Below are 20,287 nucleotides of genomic sequence, written 5' to 3'. Positions count from 1 at the left end.
AAGGCTAAGCCGGAGCACGACACACATCACTGCCCGCGGCAACTTCTTTCTCTGCCCCTTTATGATTCGTGTTTTCTTGGTCGATGACCACGCCATTGTGCGCGACGGCCTGCGGTCGGTACTAGCGGCCGAGCCGCGGCTGCAAGTGGTAGGCGAAGCCGCCAACGGCCACGACCTACTAGCCCAGCTGGCTACCGTGCCCACCGACGTGGTGCTGATGGATCTGAACATGCCCGTGCTGGATGGCTTGGCCACCACCCGCACGCTGCAAAATCAGTATCCACAGCTGCGCATCTTGATATTGTCGATGATGACTAACGAGCACACCATCAACGAGCTGCTGGCAGCCGGGGCCCACGGTTACGTGCTCAAAAATGCGGACAAGACCGAAATCATCACCGGCATTCAGGCGGTAGCGTCGGGCAAGCGATTCCTGTGCTCCGAAATCGGCCTAACCGTACTCGAAAAGCTCCTAGTCCTTGAAATTGAAGTCTCCTCAACTGTTGCTAAGGATACCTCCCGCCCCACCTCCCGCGAGCGCGAAATACTGCAACTAGTAGCCACCGGCCTCACCAACCAGCAAATCGCCGATAAGCTCTTCACCAGCAAGCGCACCGTCGAATCGCACCGCCAGAGCCTGCTGGAGAAAACCGGGGCCCTCAACACCCCGGCCCTGGTGAAGTACGCAATGGAGCAGGGCTGGCTGCACCAGTAAGCAGTGGTGTAGCGGCTGTTCTGGAAGTTAAGCAGCTTTTTACTTAACGCGCCTAGTTGGCTAGCCAGCCGACTAGGCGCGTATTTATTTTCGGCCCGTACGGAGGCAGTTGGCGAATAAATACGCGCTAAAAATCACGCATTTGCTACGGCTAAAACCCGTATTTTAGCCGTAGCCGGGGGAGTTTGGGGGCCTGTTTCTTTGTGGAGCTGCTCGGAAGAGCCTTTCCAGTAGCGTAGCACTATTCAGCTATTGGTTTTACCCCCTGCTAGATTGCTTGGCTGCCCTACCGGTGCCGGGCTATCAGGTCGATACGTGTCCCGCCATCCTTACTCCCTTATCCTGTGTTAGTTCCCCTCTACCATTCATTGGCCGAGCCCACTTCGGTGTTACTGCCAGTAAATCTGGCCGAAGTAGATGCGGCCCACTTGGTGCGCATCTTGGCGCGGCCGCACGTACAGCTGCTGGTTGACTGCGGCACCCTGCCTTGCCAGCGTACGCTGGGCATCTGCTTTCTGGTATCGCAGCTGCTGGTGCTGCGCCGAGGCGGGGCCAGCGTGCGGCTGCGCAACACGAGCCCCGTGCTGCGGCGCTGCCTGCACAAGCTGGGCCTTAGTTCCTTTTTCCTATTGGCTGAATAAAGGGTATGAAGCTACTGACGGACCTAACGGACCCTACATATCACCAGCCGACCGCGCCCTCGCGCCTGCACTGCTGGCTGAGCCACTACGTGCAGGACGAGCGCGATATGCCCTTCGCCTACCTGCTGCTGCAACTATCTGGCACCATGCTGCCGCTAGCCATCCTACTTTTTGTGCCGGTGCTGCGCGGCCCCGCGTGGTGGGTAGTGGCTAGCCTCTACCTAGGGCTGGGCAATCTGCGCTTCAAAGGGCCGTTTGGGCTGATGCTGCACTGCACCAGCCACCGGGTGTTGTTCCAGAAAAAGCACGGCTGGCTGAACCACTACCTGCCGTGGGTGATTGGGCCGCTGTTCGGGCAAACGCCCGAATCCTACTTCACGCACCACATGGGCATGCACCACCCGGAGAATAATATGCCGGATGACGAAAGCTCGACCATGTTTTACCAGCGCGATTCGTGGGTGGATTTCCTGCACTACCTAGGCGATTTTCTGGTGCTGGGCGTAGCGCGCCTGGTGGGCTACTTCACGCGGCGCCAGAAGACTACCCTGCGCCGCCGCCTGCTGCGCGGCGAGCTGACCTACCTAGGCACGACTCTCGCGCTGGGCTGGGTGAATCTGCCCGCGACGCTAGTGGTGTTCGTAGCACCGCTGGTGCTCTCGCGGGTGGTAATGATGCTTGGCAACTGGGCGCAGCACGCCTTTATCGCCCCCGCCAGCCCCGAGAACTGCTACACCAATAGCGTGACCTGCATCAATACTAGCTACAACCACAAGTGCTGGAACGATGGCTACCATATCAGCCACCACCTCAAGCCCGCCCTGCACTGGACTGACCACCCCGCCCACTTTCGCCAAAACCTGGCCCAGTACGCTCGCCACGAAGCCATTGTGTTTGAGGGCATCCACTTCCTGCACATCTTTTGCTACCTCATGGCCCGGCGCTACGACCTGCTGGCCCGCCATTTTGTGGAGCTGGCGCACCCCCAGCGCACGGAGGGCGAGGTAATTGCCCTGCTGCGCACACGCACCCAACGCCTACCGCGCCTGGCCGCCTAGCCTGCGTCGGCAAGTATAGCCAGCAGGTTAAGGGCTGGCTCCCCCTTAGTCGCCTTGATTCATCTGCCACCCCGCCCTGCCAACGCTTATGCAATCGATTTATTCAGCTTCTCCTTTGCCCGATGCCCAGCCCGGTAGCCTACCCCGTCCTATTGGCTTGACGGGCTCGTACCGGCCCGGCGCGCTAGTGTCAGAAGCAGTGCAGACCGCTGTCTACCAGCACTTGCAGGAATTACTAGCACAGCTGCCGGTGGCTATGTATCTAGTGCGGGGGCCTGCGCATGTACTTGATTTGGTCAACTTAGCCGCCGCCGCTAAATGGGGCTGCTCGCCAAATCAAGTGCGGGGCCAGCCCTTTTTCGAAGCGTTGCCCCACTTGCGTGGCCAGGGCTACGAAGCCGCCTACGCTACCGTTTGGCAAACCTATCAGGCAGTGACGTGGCAGGAAGCACCCATCATCTGTAGGCCACCCGGCGGGCCAGCGGGGCGGGGCTACTTTGACGTGTCTTTTCAGCCTTTCTACGAGGAGCCAGGCTGCCTGGTGGGCATTCTAGTAACGAGCCACGACGTGACCACGCAAGTGCTAGCGCGCCAGCACACGCGCCAGGCTACGGAAGAGCTATCGGCCACCAACGCCGGCCTGGCCGACTACGTGACGGAGCTAACCCGAGCCGCCCACACCGCACAGGTTTACGCCGAAGCTCAGGCTACCCTCTTGGCCCAACTGCTGGAGCAAGCGCCGATGGCCATCGGCCTACTGGTTGGGGCCGACTACGTAGTGCGGGTGTGCAATCCCGGCCTGCTGGCGCTTTGGGGGTGCACTCCGGCGCAGATGCTGCACCAGCCGCTGTTCAAGGTGCTACCCGCGCTTCAAGGCCAGGGCTTGCGAAATTTGCTCAATGAGGTAAGCTGCACGGGTATAGCTGCCGTGGTTCCCCTGTTGCCTAGTACGGGCGAGGCGCGGGCACTGGTCGCCTGCACCTTTTACCCGCTGCGCGATGCGCAGGGACATACTATCGCCATCGCCGTCATTGCAACGGTGGGCGAGCACGAGCCGGCCTGACGGTCGTAGTACCTGCGTAACCTAGTATTTATACGGTACGCAAAGCCGTATTCGCCACATTGTGCTTTCGCAAGGGGAAAAAGAAATTTGCGGACAAGAGCAGGTTTTACCTATTGCCCTAGTTCCAGATGCTTCTTAATTCGTTATCCTTCCGCACCGGCGGTCAATGTACACTCAGCTTAGAGCAGACCGATGGGTGGCTACGCGCCGTCTGGTCGGGCTACATCACCACCGATGACGCCATGCGCGGCGCGCTCAATTATTTGGCGCAGGTTGGGCCCTTCCATACCCTCTACCTGCTTAATGACAACACCAGCCTGCGTGGGCCTTGGTTTGATTCTGTTGAGTGGCTCGACCGGGTGTGGTTGCCGCAGGCTATCCAGCTGGGGCTGCGTTACATCGCCCACGTGGTGCAGGCCGATACGCACAATGACATCTTGACGCTCGCCTGCCCGGCACATATCACCGATGTGCTAGAGCTGCAACTCTTTGATGACGTAGCCAGCGCCCAGGAATGGTTGCGCACCTGTCAGCTACCCTTAAACTCACCAGCGCGGCTAAGCCAAGCCGTGCGCAAACCCTAGTGAAAACGCGCCTCACTAGCCGCCTACCTGGCGCATGCGCGGCGAGCCAATAGCGGCTGGCCCAGGACTAGGCTTTTGCCCGGATGGCCCTCCTGGAGACATGCCAGATACTGTGGCAGCACTTACCTGCGCGTCTGTCGCATAAGTTGATTACTGAGGTCTACGACGCCAGCGAAGAATTGCGGGCCAGCGCTTCATTTGCCAGAGAGTAGAAGGTGATGCAAGCGCAAGTTATCCGGATAGTGCCGGTGGTGCGGTGGACATGCGGCGCGGCCTCGCATGGTAGCTGACCAAAAAGCTGATTGAGCGATTAGGCTATTCCATAGTACAATGACAGCTCACTAATTATTATCACTAAATTGCAATTTAATAGTGGCTTACTGTTAAATAACGAGCTTATCTTATTTTACGCAGCTTCCTTTCATACTAGCTTATGGTTGCCCCTTTCATGGACGAAGTCCGGCGTCACCGCGTACTCTAAAGGCACAGCGTTTGTATTATGGGGCAGGGCAAGCCGCCCATGCTACTCTGCAGCTGTTTCGGGTGCAGCCAGCGCATCTGGCACTACCTCCTCACTACGCTAGCCGCGCATTCGTTGTCCAACACGAAGGCCCTGAGTGGCAACCTGCAAGTTCAGGCCAGGGGTATTGCCTCCGCGCTAGTGCGCTAATCTAAGGTGGTGGAGTAAGTACAGCCAGTGCGCAGTTTTACCTTGCACTGTCCGTGCTCTCAAACGCCGATTCTATTATGACTCGTTTTTAGCTGCCGTTTTTGAAGGGCCAGCGACGCGAGCAGCTTTGGGTTTTTAAGCAGCTTACATGGGTGACGGCGGGGAGGTCTTTCCCGTGACCTAACGCACCATCCTTGATTAGCTCCCTACCGTAGGCTAGCTGCTGCTACACAACCACTTCAAAAACACCTATCCGCGCTTCTCACTTAGCATAGCCTCTTACACTACTGATATCAAATAAGTGGTTGATTACCAAGGAAAAATTAATCCAATAATAACCCGCTTAATCCAGAAAACGGGCCTGAGAGTAGTTAGAATACGAGGGGTTGACAGCTGGTTAGGTTGTTGGCAATTGCCAAAAGCGTTCAACTCGCCGATCCCCCCAAATAAATTATTACGTGTTTTGCACTCAACTAGCTATTATACAATCAATAGCGCTAAAAAATTGCCTGTTTTTTTATTGCGCTATCCTCGCGGCCGTGTGCGCCCTTTAGCTTTTCCCCTACTTTGAGCGAGCTGCCAAAGGGAATATATGAAGATTACTCGCCCGGCTAGAATAGGTTCTAGCGCCTCTCTATTGGCCTTTTGCTTCGCGTGGTGAGTGGCAATTGCCAAATCCTAGCTGGCAATTGCCACTCGACGCCACGGAGGGCGGCACCCCGGTTGGCATCTCGGTTATGTAGCTGCCACGGGCACCCGTTAGACGCAGGGGCACCGAGGCAGCCGGCGGCAACTTTGTGCCCGCTTGGCCGAGCTGACTTATCTGAAAAGCCAATCTCACCCGTATCACCCTTGGCGCGCTGCCAGGGGCGATTATCAGTAAATTCGACCTAACACAGTCTCACGAGTCGAGCCTCGCAGCCCAGCTTGCACTGTCGCCACTTGGTAATTGCCAACAGCTGCCTCTGTCCTATCAGTGGCGCAGAGTACTGGTTGCTAAAAGTTGGGCAGGCTGTTCGCTTATCCCGGGCCGGCGCGCGGCCATGAGCCGAATGCCCGCCACCAAGCCCCGACGAGGCGCGAAAAAGCCAGTCTCACGCTCAAGTGCCCTAGGCATTGGAAACGCTGTTTTTAGCCCTTTTCTAGCTTTTCCGTCTCATTTACTCGCCTAGCACCCCAGCTTGCCCTGTCGGCTACGGGCAATTACCACTGCGTGCCACGGGGATATATAAGCGCGCCTGCTGGAAGATAGTATGTTGGTTACTAGGCCATAATCCCTATCTGCTTGTTCGATGCTGCGCTGGCCTGACCGAGGAAAGTGGCAACTGCCAGGTGGCGCGCCTGCCTGTCCTGCCCCCCAGCCGCGAGCGCCGCTGGCGCGAAAAGGGGATGGCGGTTGAGAAAACCCTTTGTGCTTCTTCCACCAGCAGTCAGAGCCACCCCAACGACTGGCACTCAGCCGTTGAGCGGCTGGGTGCCAGTCGTTGGGGTGCTCGCTAGCGGCTTTCCGGCAGGGCCTGGGCTGCGCCTGGCAACTGCCCTCGCTCTTGGACGGGTATCGCCTCCGGTTGGCGGTTGACGCTCGGCAGTCCACTTCCCCGCCCTGCTTACCTTCCCTGGCTGCCCGAGGTGCACCCTCCTCGTCTCCCCACCCCCTACCCCCCTTATTATGGCCCAGCACCTCGCCCATGTCGCCTTGCTTGTCCGGGATTATGACGAAGCCATCCAGTTCTACTGCCAGACGCTCGGGTTCACGCTCGTGACAGATACGCCGCTGCCCGCCGGCAAGCGGTGGGTGCTCGTGGCCCCGCCCGGTGGAGCGCCGGGCAGCGCGTTGCTCCTGGCCCAGGCACAAGGCGCTGAACAACTCAGCCGCGTGGGTAATCAGACCGGGGGCCGCGTCTTTCTGTTCTTGACCACCGACGATTTCTGGCGGGATTACGAAGCCTGGCAAGCGCGCGGGGTTGTGTTCTGCGAGCTGCCTCGCGAAGAGGCCTATGCCACCATGGTCGTATTGAAGGATCTGTATGGCAATCGCTGGGATCTGCTTCAGCTGCGGTAGCGCGGGGCAACGGCCACCGGCCTGACTGTTAAGGATTCCTAATCCTTCTGGTTCTCGAATGACTTCCCCACCCCCACTAAAGGCCCCGAAAACACTGTTTTTAGAGGCCGTGGGCGGGAGGGTTTTCGAATGGGTTATTACGCCTGGTCTGGCTCAGTAAGACTGGGCCGTAAAGTTGCTGCAACAAAGCTTCCGGAGCCCACTTCTTGACCCGTTAAAGCAAGTATTCTCACTTCATCTACCTTGTGGGGGGCTGACAATAAGGTGTACCTTAATGATACCCCTCAAGCTACTTTTCTCTGGCCTTGCTTGGCTTTATTTTAAAGCTGGCAGGCTTACTTGCCTATTTTACGTAGCAAATCCACTTGCAAATGACACTTGCCCGCAGTTCTAGGCTAGATTAGAATACACACTCCATTGCTGCGACAGGCAAAGAGCTGAAACATTGGCTAATACCTTGCAATGACTGCACCACCACCTAGGCGTAGGCTACTGGCGCTATCGTTGGTATTGATTAGTATAGCCTATTAAAAGGTAATATATTATCTAAGAACACCTATGGTTGAATGACCACTTTCTGCTGTTGTGTGTGCCCATCGGCCGTGCGCAAGGTGAGCTGATAAAGGCCAGCAGCGGAAGCGGACGCTTCTACGGCCAACGTATTTACCCCAGCCTGCACCGTGACGGCTTGCTGCTGCACTACCCGCCCGAGCTGGTCGGTAAGCAAGAGCGTTGCGGCTTGCATTTGGGTGGCCGTGCAGCTCAGCGTAAAGCGTCCGCTGCTGGGGTTCGGGTAGACACTCAGCGCCGAGGTGCTCGTACCCCCTGCCGTCTGGAGCACCGCTACGCGTGCCGCCTCTGGCGGGAGCTGGTTTAACCGCACACTAGCGGTGCCAGCGGCGCCGTTGCCCGTAATCAGGTCTACATCGCCATCGTCATCAAGGTCTCCGAAGGCAATGCTGCCCACCCCTGAGCCGACGCTAACATTTTGCCAATACGAGAAGGTGCCCTTGTTGGTATTGAGGTAGACGTCCACCGTGCCATTATCGACCCCATAGTTGTTTTCACTAGCAACGGCTACATCGAGGTCGCCGTCACCATCTAGGTCGCCTAGCACGGCGCTAATGGCGCCCCGAGCGAATAGCTGCTGGTTTTGGGTGCCAGTGAAGGCGCCGCTGCCCGTGTTCAAACGGACACTAATGGTGCTTTTATTAGCGTAATTTGGCGTGTAGTCGTTGTAATTAGTCGCTAGCAGGTCTAGGTCACCGTCGCCATCTATATCCCCTAGAACGACGCTGTGGGGATTGTAGCCTACACTTACCTCCAGGCTGCCGCCGAAGGTACCGGTCCCGTTGTTCAGGCGCACACTAACGGTAGTGCCACTAAACGATGGCGTGAGTAGGTCCAGGTCGCCGTCGTTGTCCACGTCGCCCACGGCCAGACTTACCGGCTGCTCGCCCACGGCCACTTCCGAGCCTCCACCGAAGCTACCCAGGCCGTCGTTGAGGCGCACGCTCACCGAGTTGCTGCTATAGTTGGCCGTAAGCAGGTCCAGGTCGCCATCGGCATCCACGTCGGCCAGGGCCACGGCAGCCGGGTCGAGGCCCACGCTCACTTGCTGGGTGCCCGTAAAATTACCCTGCCCGTCGTTCAGGCGCACTTGCACGACGCCTACCCCCGTGTTGGCGGCTATCACCACGTCCAGGTCCCCATCCCCATCTACGTCGCCCAGGCTGAGGCTGCGCGGCATGCCGCTGCTGGTGATAGTTGCCCCAGGCACAAAGCCAGCAGCTCCATTGTTGAGCTGCACACCCTTGGCCGATACTAAATCCAGGTCCTGGTCGCCGTCCACATCTCCGGTGACAACACCGGCCACGACTACGCCCGCGTTGGTGGCACCAGCCGCCAGGTCGGTACCGCTGTAAAAGCCGGGGTAATAAATTGCGCCTTGGCCTCGGCTCGTGGCGGTGGTAAACTGGTAGACTTGTCCGGTACCCAGGCTTTGGCCGTTGCTGCCTTGTACGACCGCCGTCACGGTGGCAAAGACCGTTTCGCCCGCCTTGAACGCGGCAGTGGGAGCCAGGCTGAGCGTGTTGCCGCTCACCGTCGTGGCGCCGGCTTTCTGCCCGCCCGCCTGCGCGCCAAATACCTTCAGCGCTGTTTGCGTGCTGGGGCTGGCACTCAGGGCCTGGCTGAAGGTAACGGCGACGGGGCCGGTGCGTGGCGCGGCGGGGCTATTGCGCACCGGAACCAGCGCCGTGATGGCGAGCGGAATGCTGGTGGGCTGGTTTAGCCGTATTCTTACGCTGCCTGCTGTGCCATAACTAGTAAAGAGTAAGTCGGGGGCCCCGTCGCCGTTTACGTCGCCGGTCGTGAGCGCTTGCAGAATGCCGCCAGGTGCTAGTTCTTGCCCGTTACTGAAGGTACCTACCCCATTGTTCAGCCGCACATTCACTCGGCCATTAAAGTCGGTGACGAGAAAATCTAGGTCGCCGTCACCGTCCACGTCGCTGACTGCTAGGTCTTGAGGCCCCGAATTTACAAGTACTTGCTGGCTGCCACTGAAGGCACCGTGCCCGTCATTGAAGCGTACGCTCACCGTATTAGTAAATCCGGCAATGCCTAGCAAGTCGAGGTCGCCATCCTGGTCGATATCTCCCAGCACTCCTTCTCCACTAGAACCCACGCCCACCGACACCGCTTGCCCAGGGCTTAGGCGGCCAGCTCCGTTGTTCAGCTGTACGCTGAGCTCGACGCTACCCGTGCCGCTGGCTCCGAGCAGCGTATATACTACATCGAGGTCCCCATCATTATCGACATCACCCAGCACGAGATTGGAAGCAGGGCTCGTGGCCGTGTTCGGACCGCTGAACATGCCGTCCCCAGCATTAAAATGCACGCCGTCGCTAGCAACCAGGTCAAGGTCGCCGTCGCCGTCCATGTCACCTAGGCTAATTATACTGCCTACCCCATTGACACTGATTTCCTGGCCGCCAGTGAACACGCCACTGCCATTGTTGAAGCGGATGCTGGCCGTGCTGGCATTGCCCGTCACCAAGTCCAAGTCGCCGTCCGCGTCCACATCGCCCAGTCTCACGCTAGAAGCAGCAGTACCCACCGAGGTTTCTTGGCTGCTGCTGAAGCTACCCGTGCCATTGTTCAGGCGCACGCTGACACTGGCCGGGATAGAGCTATTGGCGGTAAGTAAGTCGAGGTCACCGTCGCCATCTACGTCGCCAGTAGTAAGCCCCGCTAAGTTAATGCCCACTCTCAGTTCCGAACCGCCGCCGAACACTCCAGAAGCGGGGCTGGTGGCCGTCGCAAATTCAAATACGTGTGGTGTCGCAAAGGCGCCAGTTGTGCTCTGCGCCTGGGCACTAATGGTAACCTGCACCTGCTCGCCGGGCTTGAAGGGGGTAGCAGGTGTAAATACCAAGGTATTGCCGCTTACCGTGGCGTTGCCGGCCTTTTTCCCATCGGCTTGGGAGCCGAACACCCGGATGGCGCCGAGCGTAGCGGCAGTGGGGCTCAGGGGCTGGTCGAAGGTGGCGGAAACGGCCGTGGTGCGCGGCGCTGCCACTGCATTGCGTGCTGGCAGCACGGCGGTTACCTGCGCAGCGGAGCTAATCGTTAGCAACACTCCATTGCTAGCGCCAGCCGTGGTCACGACGACAACGGGGCCCGTATTAGCGCCCTGGGGCACGATGACCGTTAGCTGCGTCAACGAATTAGGAACCAGACTTGCTGCCGGCACCGAGACACCATTAAACGTTACTTCCTTAACATTCAGGAAACCAGTTCCCGTAATCACCACCCTGCCTCCTATTGCGCTGCTGGCCGTAGATAAGCTACTAATAATGGGGAGGGGTAGCGCTTGGTTCTGGTTCAGGCGTACGCTGGCCGTTCCGCTGCCAATATTGGCCGTTGCCAGGTCTAGATCACCGTCGCCGTCCACATCGCCCAGGGCAATGCTAAAGGGCCTGCTCCCCGTTGCAACCTGCTGATTATTGGCGTAGACGAAGCTCCCACTGCCATCATTCAGACACACGCTCACCGTAGTGCTCCCGGAGTTGGCGACCACCAGGTCCAGGTCACCGTCACCATCTACATCCCCTACTGCCACGCTGTTAGGCGCGCTGCCAACGCCAACTTCCTGGCGGGCGCTGAAAGCACCGGTACCGCTATTCAGACGCACGCTTACCGTATTGTCATTCCCGTTAGCGGCCACAAAGTCCAGGTCACCGTCGCCATCCAGGTCGCCCACAGCCACACTGCGCGGGTCGCGCCCCACGCCTACGTTCTGGCCGCCGCCGAATTTTCCGTTCGTGTTCAGGCGCACGCTCACCGTTCGGCTGCCGTTACTATAGGTGGCCACGAGCAAGTCTAAAGCACCATCCTTATCTACATCGCCTAGCGTTACCTCCTGGTTGCCGTAAGCCGTTGTGGTATTATAGGGCCCGTTAAAAACAGCCTGGCCATTATTCAGCCAGACACTTACGCTGCTCGTCTCCGTGCCACCGACGACTAGGTCGAGGTCACCATCGCTGTCTACGTCACCCACCGCCACGCTATTTAAGTTTAGGTTCGTCACGCCGCTAGGACTGGTGGTGAAGGTATTATCTCCGTTATTAAGTTTCAGCGTGAATCCTAATCCTGGAGCATTGATGTTATTAGCAACAGCGAGGTCGAGGTCACCATCCCCATCTAAGTCACCGAGTGCGAGACCTTGGGCACTGTTCCCAACCGGCACCTCAAAACCGGTGCTGAAGTTGGAGCTTGTGCCAGTGTTTAGACGCACGCTCACGAGACCACCATTCAGAGTAAGTAGGTCGAGGTCGCTGTCCTTGTCGATATCGTCCAGCACCACGCGTTGTGGATTGGTACCAACACTCGGATCAAAGCCGCCACTGAAAAAGCCGCTACCCGGCGTTGTGGCTGGCGTCTGCGTGAGGGCGGGCTCACTTGCTAGCAGTAAGCCAACAATTCCGAGAACCAGAGCAGTTGGTATACCCCTTTTTGCCTCCAATGAGCTAGTAGAAGCTAGAGTAGAACTACGCATACTGGAAAGTAGTAGGTGGAACTGCCGAGCCACTCGTTGGCTGCGGTACGCTACGCACAAGAGTTGGCCACGCGGAAGCTAGCCAGTGCTTACGCCAAATTCAGGGGTAAGGTTCATGGTTTCAACATCTTGCATATAAATTAGTATTGCGAAATTTGTACCGAAGAGGTATCCCAGTTCCCTGCGCATAGAATAATTCAGCGATGGTACGAGCAAGCAAGTGAAGTGAATACTTCACTTGTACTTCGCCGCCTAGTATGTGGACGAAAGGAAAGTTAATCGTAGCCTATATGTCAAGGCATTTTCTGCAGAGCGCATTTCAATGATTGAGTTACTTCATTGTCCTAAAAACGCTATTTATCAGCACGCTTGTAACACGAAAGTATAGTTACTTCCAGAGCGCCACCTTCCGCTATCATCTAGTATAGGTTTCGTAAGGTATGCTGTGTACTAAGCAATTATTTAAGATTCTATCACCAGGGGGCGCGAGCGCAACATGTCAGAGCACGGTGTCAAGACTCTGGTAATAGGTGGTCCTTCGCAATGACCTTCCCGCACGTAGGGCGGCGTTTGCTGCTGTTCAGCACGACATGGCCACACCGTGAAGCAGCGGTTTTTGTGCCGATTGTGGGTGGCTACTAAGTTAGGATTTTCTTAGTAACAAGGTTGATGTCAACTCGCTCAGAAGGCCTCATTAGTCTCAAGTCTCAGGCAAAAGGGGTCTAATGCGTAACCAACTTACCAGCGGTCGTTAAGAATAGGATGGGGAAGCGGATTAAAGTTCAGTATAGCGTTGGGTGTGAAGTAGCCTAGCTCATTAAGGTGTGCCTTCCCAGCGGCAGTTGCTTCACTTCCTTAGCGGTAGCTAATCATGGCTTACGGCTAGCCCACCCCGCTTATCTCGGCAACAGGGGACAGTTATTAGGGCATAAGTAAGTGGTAATATTAGGGTTAATAGAAAAAGAAGGGAGTAGTCGGGTATTAAGCCGAGGAAATTATCATAAAGTAACTTGTTTTGCATAGTACCTTGTTATAAATTTGGCGCTATGATTGGCTTAACCACTATTCCCTATGCCCTCTCTTTCTTCCCCCCTTGCACCTTATGCATGCTTCTAACTTCCTATCGCGAGCCCGCCTGGCCTGGCTAAGTTTGTTGCTGGCCCTCAGGTGCTGGTCACCGGCGCTAGCCAGTAGTCCAGCCGACAGCCTGGACCTGCTGATCGCGGCCAAAATGCGGCAGTTGCGCATCCCCGGGGTACAACTGGCCGTGGTGCGCCACGGGCGCCTAGTGAAGCTCGGCAACTACGGCGTGGCCAACGTGCAGGACTCGGTGCCGGTCACCACGCAGACCCGCTTTTTCCTCAACTCCATCACCAAGGCCTTCGTGGGCGTGGCCGCGATGCAACTAGTAGAAGCGGGCCAGCTTGACCTGGCTGCGCCAGTGGGCCGCTACCTGCCCGAGTTGCCCGCCACTTGGCACCCGGTCACCATCCGGCAACTGCTCACGCATACCTCCGGCTTACCCGACATCGAGCCCGAAGACGTGCTGGTGACCGAAAACGACGAGCAAGCGGCGTGGGCCCAGGTGCAAACCCAGCCGCTGGACTTCCCCGCTGGCCAGCAATTCGCCTACAACCAAACCAACTACCTGCTGTTAGGCCGCCTGATCGATAAGCTCAGTGGCCAGCCCTTCGCCCAGTTTATCCGGCAGCGCCAGTTGGACGTGGTGGGCATGCCCCGCACCAGCATCGGCGACGCCCACGACGTGCTGCCGCACGGGGCCCGCGGCTATACCTACACCCAGTACATCGACGGGCGGCCGCGCCGCAGCGCACAGCTGCAAAACCTGTTCGAGGTGTTTCCGCCTTCGCTCCGCCCGGCGGCGGGCATGAGCTCCACCGCGGAGGAACTGGCCCGCTGGCTCATGGCCCTGCAACAAGGCCAGCTGCTCCAGCCGGCTAGTCTGCCTACGCTCTGGACGCCGGGCCGCCTGAGCGATGGCTCGCAGCGCAGCTTCGGCGGCAAACTCACGGGCTACGCCCTGGGCTGGCCCACCGTGGACCGGCCCGAGCACCGTGCTCTGGCCCCCGTGGGCGGGGGCCGCTCGGCAGTATTTCTCTACCCCGACGACGACCTGGCCCTGGTGGTACTGACTAACCTACAAGGCGCTAACCCTGAGCGGTTCGCCGACGCGCTGGCGGCCTACTACCTGCCCGATATGCGGGTAGCCGACGGCTTCGGCCTGCCGCCGACCCTGCGCGCCCTACACCGCACCCTGCGTAAGCGCGGCTTCACGCACTTGGCGGAAGAAGTTCAGCAGGCGCGCCGCCGCGACCCCGCTTATGCCCTGCCGGAAGCGGCCGTCAACGCCTGGGGCTACTTGCTGGTCGAGCAGGGCCAACTCCCCGACGCCTTAGAAGTGTTCAAGCTCAATGTGCACCTCTATCCGGCCAGCGCGAACACCTACGACAGCTTGGCCGAAACCTACGCCGCCCTGGGTAACCAGAAGCTGGCCACCCAGTACTACGCCCGCACGCTGCAGCTCAACCCGCAGAGCCGCACGGCGGCGGCGTATCTGAAGCAGTAAGTTGCCCTACTTTCGCGAGCTAGTTTGCTTGCGAAAAAGGGGGTAAAAATGGCTGCCAAAACCTGCGTTTTAGGGGCCATTTGGGCAGGTAGCTCAGTTCTCCAAAATACGCTCGTGTCTGTTGCAGAACTCGGCGTGGTGTTGGGTCTACCTCCTTGCGGCGGTTGTATGGCGCCAGTTAGCGGGCAACTAGCCCGAAAAAGGCCCCTTTTGCCTGCTGATACGGGCCTGGCTGGCAGGCTAGCGCTACGCTTACCACGTGCTTGGGCCGGTGCTTGAGGAGCTTTTTGAGATTATATGCCACCGCACTGAGCACCATGGCTTTCTGGGCCGCGGCTTGCCCTTTCGTGTTGACTCGCCGCAGGCCATAATGGTGGAGTAGGTTGCCAAAGACGGGTTCCACCGTGCCTTGGCGCACGCGGCGCTGGCGCTGCCCCGCCCGACTCTGCTGGCGCCGCCAGGCGCGCAAGTAGGCCGCATCATAGGGCGAGCGTACGAGCTTCTTTTGCGTAGCTGAGGGCACGCAGGTGGGCTTGCGCGGGCAGGCCTGGCAGTCGCGGTACTCCGCCCGGTAGTTCTTGAGCCAGCCGCCATCCTGGCTCGTGCAGTAGTTCCGAAAGGGCAGCAGCTTGCCCGCCGGGCAGCGGTAGGCGTTCACAGCTGGCTCATACGTAAAGCCCTCTACGACGGGCTTGTACTTGCCGAAAACGGGAATCCAGGGCGTGATACCGCGTTGTTCGAGAAAGGCGTAGTTGAAGCCGTTCGAGTAGCCCGTATCGGCCAGCACTTCGCGCAGCGGCACCTGCTGCTTCGTCAAGCGCGTCTGCAGCTGCGCGACTAGGCGGGGCAGGTGGACGCTGTCGCGGCTATCGGCCAAGTCCGCCTGCACGTGACTAATCAGGCCCGTGGCCGTGTCCACGGCTAGACTGCAGAGGTAGTTCAGGGCCCGCGCTTTGCCCGGTTTGACCGAGATACGCGCCTCGGGGTCACTCAGACTAGTATGGGTCTTATTGCTGAGCAACTGGGCTTTGGTATGGTGGGCGCCTAAGCCGCCCCCGCCCCGTTGCTGCTTGGCTTGGCGCGTGGCCACTCGGCGCAACTCGTGCGCGGGCGTGGTCGCCGCCGCGGGTACCGGCGCCTGGGTGTCATCCACGACCTGCAGTGCGGGCAATTGCTGCTTCGGGCGCAAGCTGTCGAGCGAAGCATTGGCTTTGACGGGCGCCGAATCGAGCGCGTGTGTTTCGCCCACCACGAGTCCGGCGGCGAGGCACTGGGCAAAGACCTGGTCAAAGAGGTGCTCGAAGACGGCGGCTGGATAGAGCTGGCGGGTGCGGCTAATGGTCGAGTGCCAGGGCAAGTCCTCGTCTACTTCATAGCCTAAGAAGTAGAGCATATCCAGCCGTAAGGCGCAGTGCTCAATCAAGCGTCGGTCGCTCACTAGGTTTTCCAGGCGGCCCACGAGCACGAGCTTAAAGAAGACGACCGGGTCGAGTGAGGGCTGGCCCGTGTGGCTATACAGGTCCCGCGTCTGCTCGTAGAGAAACGACCAGTCGAGGAGCTCGGCCAGCCGGCGGTAGAGATTGTGGCGGGGTACGCGCTCGGACAAGCGAAAGCGCAGCACGACACGGTCGGGGAACTGCTTGTGGCCTTGCATAGACCCAAGATACCGCTGGCCCGTCACCTACTTCTGCAACAGACACGAGCGTTTTTTGGAGAGGTCAGGCAAGCTGGATCTGGTTACACGAGGCTTACACGCCTACAAAGCCTTATCGCGCGTAACCCCTACCTCTGGAGAAGCCGTCTAGCCCGAAAGGGATTGGGCAAAACGGCGGCTACCCGCCCCCGTCTCGCTGACTGACCATTTACAGTGTTTTTAGTGTTGCCAGCGCACCCTGCCGCTATCTTCACGGCGGCGTGCGGCGGCCCGCGCCAGTTGGGGCATATCATCCCCCACGCGCGCGCCTCGACGCCCCCTCACTTCCTTCTCTCTACGCGATGACCACGGCCGAGACCAAACGCTTCATGACGCACTTCATTGACGAAGTCATCAATCGAAAAAACATCGCCGCCACCGACCAGCTCGTGGCCACCGACTTTCTCGAGCAGGTGCCCTTTCCGGGGCAGGGTCCCGGCCGGGAGGGCTTGAAGGATGCGCTCCAGGCCCTGTTTACCGGCTTTCCCGATATGCACTGGACGGTGCAGGAGCAGATTGCCGAAGGCGAAAAGGTGGTGACACGCTTTAGCTGGACGGGCACCCACGCCGGGGCCTTTATGGGCATCCCCCCGACCCAGAAGCAGGTCGAGGTGTGGGGCGTCGTGCTGGATGTGGTGCGCAACGGATTATTTGTGGAAAGCCGACTGCTGATGGATACGGTCAGCTTACTGCAACAAGTCGGCGTGATGCCCTAACGTATAGCCGCCGCGGTAGCGCGGCGGCGCTCGCCCCCAGTGGGCAGGCCCCCTCGGGCCGGAAATGGTCCGTGGGCGCTGTGGTCTGCTTACTGCTTATCGCAGCGGGGGGCTAAAATGCCGCCCAGCCCAGCTTCTACGTGGCGACAAGCCCGTGAATACACGTAAGGTAAAAGGGCGTGACTCCGGAAATTGGGCCCCGAAAGCTCCGAGCCAAAAACTTTCAGAACCCACTGCTTGACCTGCCAAAACGCAGGGCTTTAGGCTGTCCGATGGGGTAGTAGGAGGGGCATCCGAAAGGTGTTCCTTTCTAGCCCGCAAAGGCTGAGCTTTCTTTACAAGCTGTAATCCGTCGTTTACAACACGTAAAAGGGCTAGGGGAACGGGTAAGTCTCCTGCATTGAATTGACTTAGCTACCCCAAGCCAGGCGCAGGACGGTAGTCCGGCCCCTACTGCCGGGTGAGTTGCCGGATGCGCCGGTTGTTGGAGTCGGCCACGTAGAGGACCGCGCCCGAGGGCAGCACGGCGAGGCCCACACTGCGACTGAAGAGGGCGGTCGCGGCGGGCCCATCGGCGTAGCCCAGCGTACGGGGATTGCCCGCCAGCAGGCTCACCTGGCCGCTGGACGCGATGCGGCGCAGACACCCGTTGCCCCAATCCGCTACGTAAAGCACGCCACTGGCATCTACGGCTAGGCTGGTGGGCAGGTAGAACTGGGCCTGGCTGCCGACCCCCTCGGCGTAGCCCCCAGTACTGCCGGCCACGGTGCTCACCGTGCCCGCCACGATTTTGCGCACGCGGTGGTTGTTGTAGTCGGCCACGTATACCGTGCCGCGCGCGTCTACTGCCACGCCGGAGGGGTAGTAGAAAAGGGCCGTCGCCGCGGGGCCGTCGGCGAAGTTGTCGGGCACGAATTGGACGTCCGCAGGGCCGCTACCGGCCAGCGTGCTGACCACGCCCTGGGCCGTAATTTGGCGGATACGCTCGTTGCGCGCGTCGGCCACGTAGAGCGTGCCCTGCTGGTCGCAGGCCAGGCCCGTCGGCTCCCAAAACCGGGCCGTCAGGGCGGGGCCATTCAGCAAGCCGGGGGCGGTGGTGCCGGCCCAGGTGCTCACCAGCCCGGCGGGGCTAATGGCGCGAATGCAGTGGTTGCGGGAGTCGGCCACGTACACCGTGCCCTGCCCGTCTACGGCCACTCCGGTGGGGGCGTTGAAGGCGGCGGTGGCGGCGGGCCCGTCCAGGTAGCCGGCGGTGCCGCGGCCGGCCAGCGTGCTGACTACTCCGGCGGGTGTCACTTTACGGAGGCAGTGGTTGTCGGTGTCGGCCACATAGAGATTACCCTGCGCGTCAAGGGCGGCCTGACTCGGCCCAGCGAACGTGGCCGTGCTGCCCGGCCCGTCGACGTGGCCAGTAGTGCCAGTGCCCGCCAGCGTACTGACCAGATAGGTGGGCGCCGCGACAAGCGGGTCGTCCTTTTTTTGGCAGCTCAACAGGGTGGCCGTCAGCAGCAGGGCAGTGGAAAGAGGGTAGCGCACGGAACGGGAGGGGAAGGAAGGGGAACTGAATAGGTGAGGGGCAGCGCCGGCCACTTTTGGGCTAGCCCGGCGACGCACCGGGGCCGTGGGAGAGAGAAAGGTAGGCGCGAAAGGCGGCTTTCCATAACCCGCTCGTAGCGGCCTACTACTTGGTGGCCAGCCGCCCATGGCGGCACGGGATTAGTCTACCAAACCTAGCCACAATTCCTCGTTTGCCAAACCGCTCGCAGGGATGCGGTTCATCAAACGCTTAGTTGGAAGCTTAGTCCCCAGCAAAATACCACTTCAGACGTAGCGGCCGGCCAGGCTGAAACCCGTATTTATTCCAAGACTCGGGATATAAGAAGTGTTATGTTATGTAAATAATTTTAGATAAAACAATGGCTATTCTTCCTAGCTTATCTTCTCTAAAATCCTGTTTGTTGGCCGAGGTATACTTTCATTAACCTAGCGTCGGCTTCCGTTTCGAAGTCCGAGTAAAAGCCAAATAGAATCCCTTCAGCTGTCCGCAGATTAGGCGTTTGAAAGGCGGGACCTCGTTCTATTTTGTATGCTATTCCCTGGGCCTGTAAGGCGGCTTGCACTTGGCTATTCGTGAGCCCTGGACGTAGCCAGCCATAGTCAAAATACGCTGAATTAGCCTCTTCCGGTAGGGCCCATACCTGAATGCAGATTTCGCAGAGATCTTCAAAAGGGTCTGTCGTGAAGTAGAACTCGACGTCATCTAGCACGATATAGGGACAGCCAAAGGCCCGTAAGTGGTCTATTTCGGCTTGAGCAGTGGGCCAAAAATCGACGAAATCGTGTGCGGTAGCTCCCCAGCGCAAAGGCAAAATGTGCCCAGTGCGGAGCCATTCCGCTAGTTGAATGGGCATGGGTCGGGCAGTAGGGGTGCAACAGGCACCCCAATGGGCTGCTGTGAGTGCGTAGAAATCAACGACAGTTGTTGAACGAGCATTTATCTGGTGTGACAAGCCGGTAAAGCGGTGGGGCAAGCTTACAACCGAAACGCTTCTATCGTCGGCTCTTTCAATAAGGCATGCGCTAGCGGCGCCGCGCAGCCCAGCACGAGCCAGTCTACTTCTCCTTGGTAGAGACACCACGCGTGGTCCGGCGCAAAGCAGTAGGTCGGGAGCTGGCCCTGCTGCTGAAACACGGTTACTAAGTCCAGTACTTGCCCCTGCGCGAACCAATCCTGGCGAAAGCCCTCCGCGTCCCAGACGCCATTGCTCTCGTCCGCCGACCCATACAGATACGCGGGCTGCTGGGGGCCGAGCAGGTGGACGAGTTGCCGCACAAAGGCTTCCGTTAACTCAGCACTGCTGCCTAAGTGCGGGGGCCACTCACCATAATAGTGCTGAATCGCCGCACTATCCAAGGTCTCCCCATACGCTAGGCCAAGTTGAGCGCTTACCTCCCGGTACGTAATCGGCCGTAAACGCGCAGGCTCCGGCTGGCCTTGCTGGATATGATAGCTGTCCCAAAAAGCGGCCCGGGCATTTAAGTCAGCCAGGGTACGTTTGGCAAACGAGTACGAAGCAATCGGCACACTCGGGTCGATCCCGAGGGGAGACAAAAGCTTGAGGTAGGCGTCGTAGCCACTGGGTAAACGAGCGCACGCCGCGGCTGCTTGCTGCGGGTGGGAAGGCAGCCAGCTAAGTTGGTTGGTAAGGGGAAGCGCTTGCAGCGTCATATACGTACTCGACCTAGCTCTAGCAGAGCCCGCTCGGTTGAAAAGGACTAGTTACGAACGTGAAGCTACTCGAGATAGCTCGGCCTTGACAAGCTCACCTTTAGGGGGCTCAGAAAGTCCACAGCGAGTGCGTTTCCAGCGCGTGGCGGGGGTTAGGTGAATCGAAAAAAGCTGCGTCCGTAAGGTGCGCCTTGCTGGCCAAAAACCGCT

The 20,287-nt window shown here is 59.1% G+C and carries 13 protein-coding genes; 8 read left to right on the top strand and 5 right to left on the bottom strand.

Annotated elements, in window-relative coordinates; translation table 11 throughout:
• Positions 1-61 precede the first annotated feature (61 nt).
• From GO988_RS20885 to GO988_RS20860, 6 genes are all read left to right on the top strand, one after another.
• Positions 62-715, top strand: a complete 654-nt coding sequence (locus GO988_RS20885) for a response regulator (protein WP_157569270.1) — start codon at positions 62-64, stop codon at positions 713-715.
• Positions 716-1,059: 344 nt separating this feature from the next.
• Positions 1,060-1,356, top strand: a complete 297-nt coding sequence (locus GO988_RS20880) for a hypothetical protein (protein WP_157569268.1) — start codon at positions 1,060-1,062, stop codon at positions 1,354-1,356.
• A gap of 5 nt (positions 1,357-1,361) precedes the next feature.
• Complete coding sequence (locus GO988_RS20875) at positions 1,362-2,414, top strand: fatty acid desaturase family protein (RefSeq protein WP_157569266.1); 1,053 nt, start codon at positions 1,362-1,364, stop codon at positions 2,412-2,414.
• 88 nt (positions 2,415-2,502) lie between these two features.
• Positions 2,503-3,477, top strand: coding sequence for a PAS domain-containing protein (locus GO988_RS20870; protein WP_157569264.1), 975 nt, complete (start codon positions 2,503-2,505; stop codon positions 3,475-3,477).
• A 128-nt stretch (positions 3,478-3,605) separates the two neighbouring features.
• Positions 3,606-4,061 carry a hypothetical protein gene (locus GO988_RS20865; RefSeq protein WP_157569262.1) on the top strand — a complete coding sequence of 152 codons (456 nt, stop codon included), beginning with the start codon at positions 3,606-3,608 and terminating at the stop codon, positions 4,059-4,061.
• Positions 4,062-6,400: 2,339 nt separating this feature from the next.
• Positions 6,401-6,793, top strand: a complete 393-nt coding sequence (locus GO988_RS20860) for a VOC family protein (RefSeq protein WP_157569260.1) — start codon at positions 6,401-6,403, stop codon at positions 6,791-6,793.
• A 556-nt stretch (positions 6,794-7,349) separates the two neighbouring features.
• On the opposite strand, the gene GO988_RS20855 is transcribed toward GO988_RS20860, so the two are convergent.
• Complete coding sequence (locus GO988_RS20855) at positions 7,350-11,660, bottom strand: beta strand repeat-containing protein (RefSeq protein ID WP_198172968.1); 4,311 nt, start codon at positions 11,658-11,660, stop codon at positions 7,350-7,352.
• A 1,294-nt stretch (positions 11,661-12,954) separates the two neighbouring features.
• On the opposite strand from GO988_RS20855, the gene GO988_RS20850 reads away from it, so the two are divergent.
• A complete protein-coding gene (locus tag GO988_RS20850) occupies positions 12,955-14,439 on the top strand; it encodes a serine hydrolase domain-containing protein (RefSeq protein WP_157569256.1) in 1,485 nt (494 codons plus the stop codon).
• A 178-nt stretch (positions 14,440-14,617) separates the two neighbouring features.
• Here GO988_RS20850 and GO988_RS20845 read toward each other — a convergent pair whose 3' ends face one another.
• Complete coding sequence (locus GO988_RS20845; RefSeq protein WP_157569254.1) at positions 14,618-16,093, bottom strand: IS1182 family transposase; 1,476 nt, start codon at positions 16,091-16,093, stop codon at positions 14,618-14,620.
• A 368-nt stretch (positions 16,094-16,461) separates the two neighbouring features.
• Here GO988_RS20845 and GO988_RS20840 point away from each other — a divergent pair, with 368 nt between their 5' ends.
• A complete protein-coding gene (locus GO988_RS20840) occupies positions 16,462-16,848 on the top strand; it encodes an ester cyclase (protein WP_198172966.1) in 387 nt (128 codons plus the stop codon).
• A 450-nt stretch (positions 16,849-17,298) separates the two neighbouring features.
• On the opposite strand, the gene GO988_RS20835 is transcribed toward GO988_RS20840, so the two are convergent.
• The 3 genes from GO988_RS20835 to GO988_RS20825 form a co-directional block, all read right to left on the bottom strand.
• Positions 17,299-18,384, bottom strand: a complete 1,086-nt coding sequence (locus GO988_RS20835; protein ID WP_198172964.1) for an NHL repeat-containing protein — start codon at positions 18,382-18,384, stop codon at positions 17,299-17,301.
• Between the two features lie 407 nt (positions 18,385-18,791).
• Entirely contained in the window at positions 18,792-19,259 is a 468-nt protein-coding gene (locus tag GO988_RS20830) for a hypothetical protein (RefSeq protein ID WP_157569248.1), read from the bottom strand.
• Between the two features lie 122 nt (positions 19,260-19,381).
• Positions 19,382-19,960: a hypothetical protein gene (locus GO988_RS20825; protein ID WP_157569246.1), complete on the bottom strand. Its 579-nt coding sequence runs from the start codon at positions 19,958-19,960 to the stop codon at positions 19,382-19,384.
• Positions 19,961-20,287: the final 327 nt, after the last annotated feature.

It is taken from the genome of Hymenobacter ginkgonis (assembly GCF_009755225.1).
GTDB classification, from domain to species: domain Bacteria; phylum Bacteroidota; class Bacteroidia; order Cytophagales; family Hymenobacteraceae; genus Hymenobacter; species Hymenobacter ginkgonis.
The sequence above is the reverse complement of the archived record's forward strand: the minus strand, read 5'-3'. Positions and strand labels throughout refer to the sequence as shown.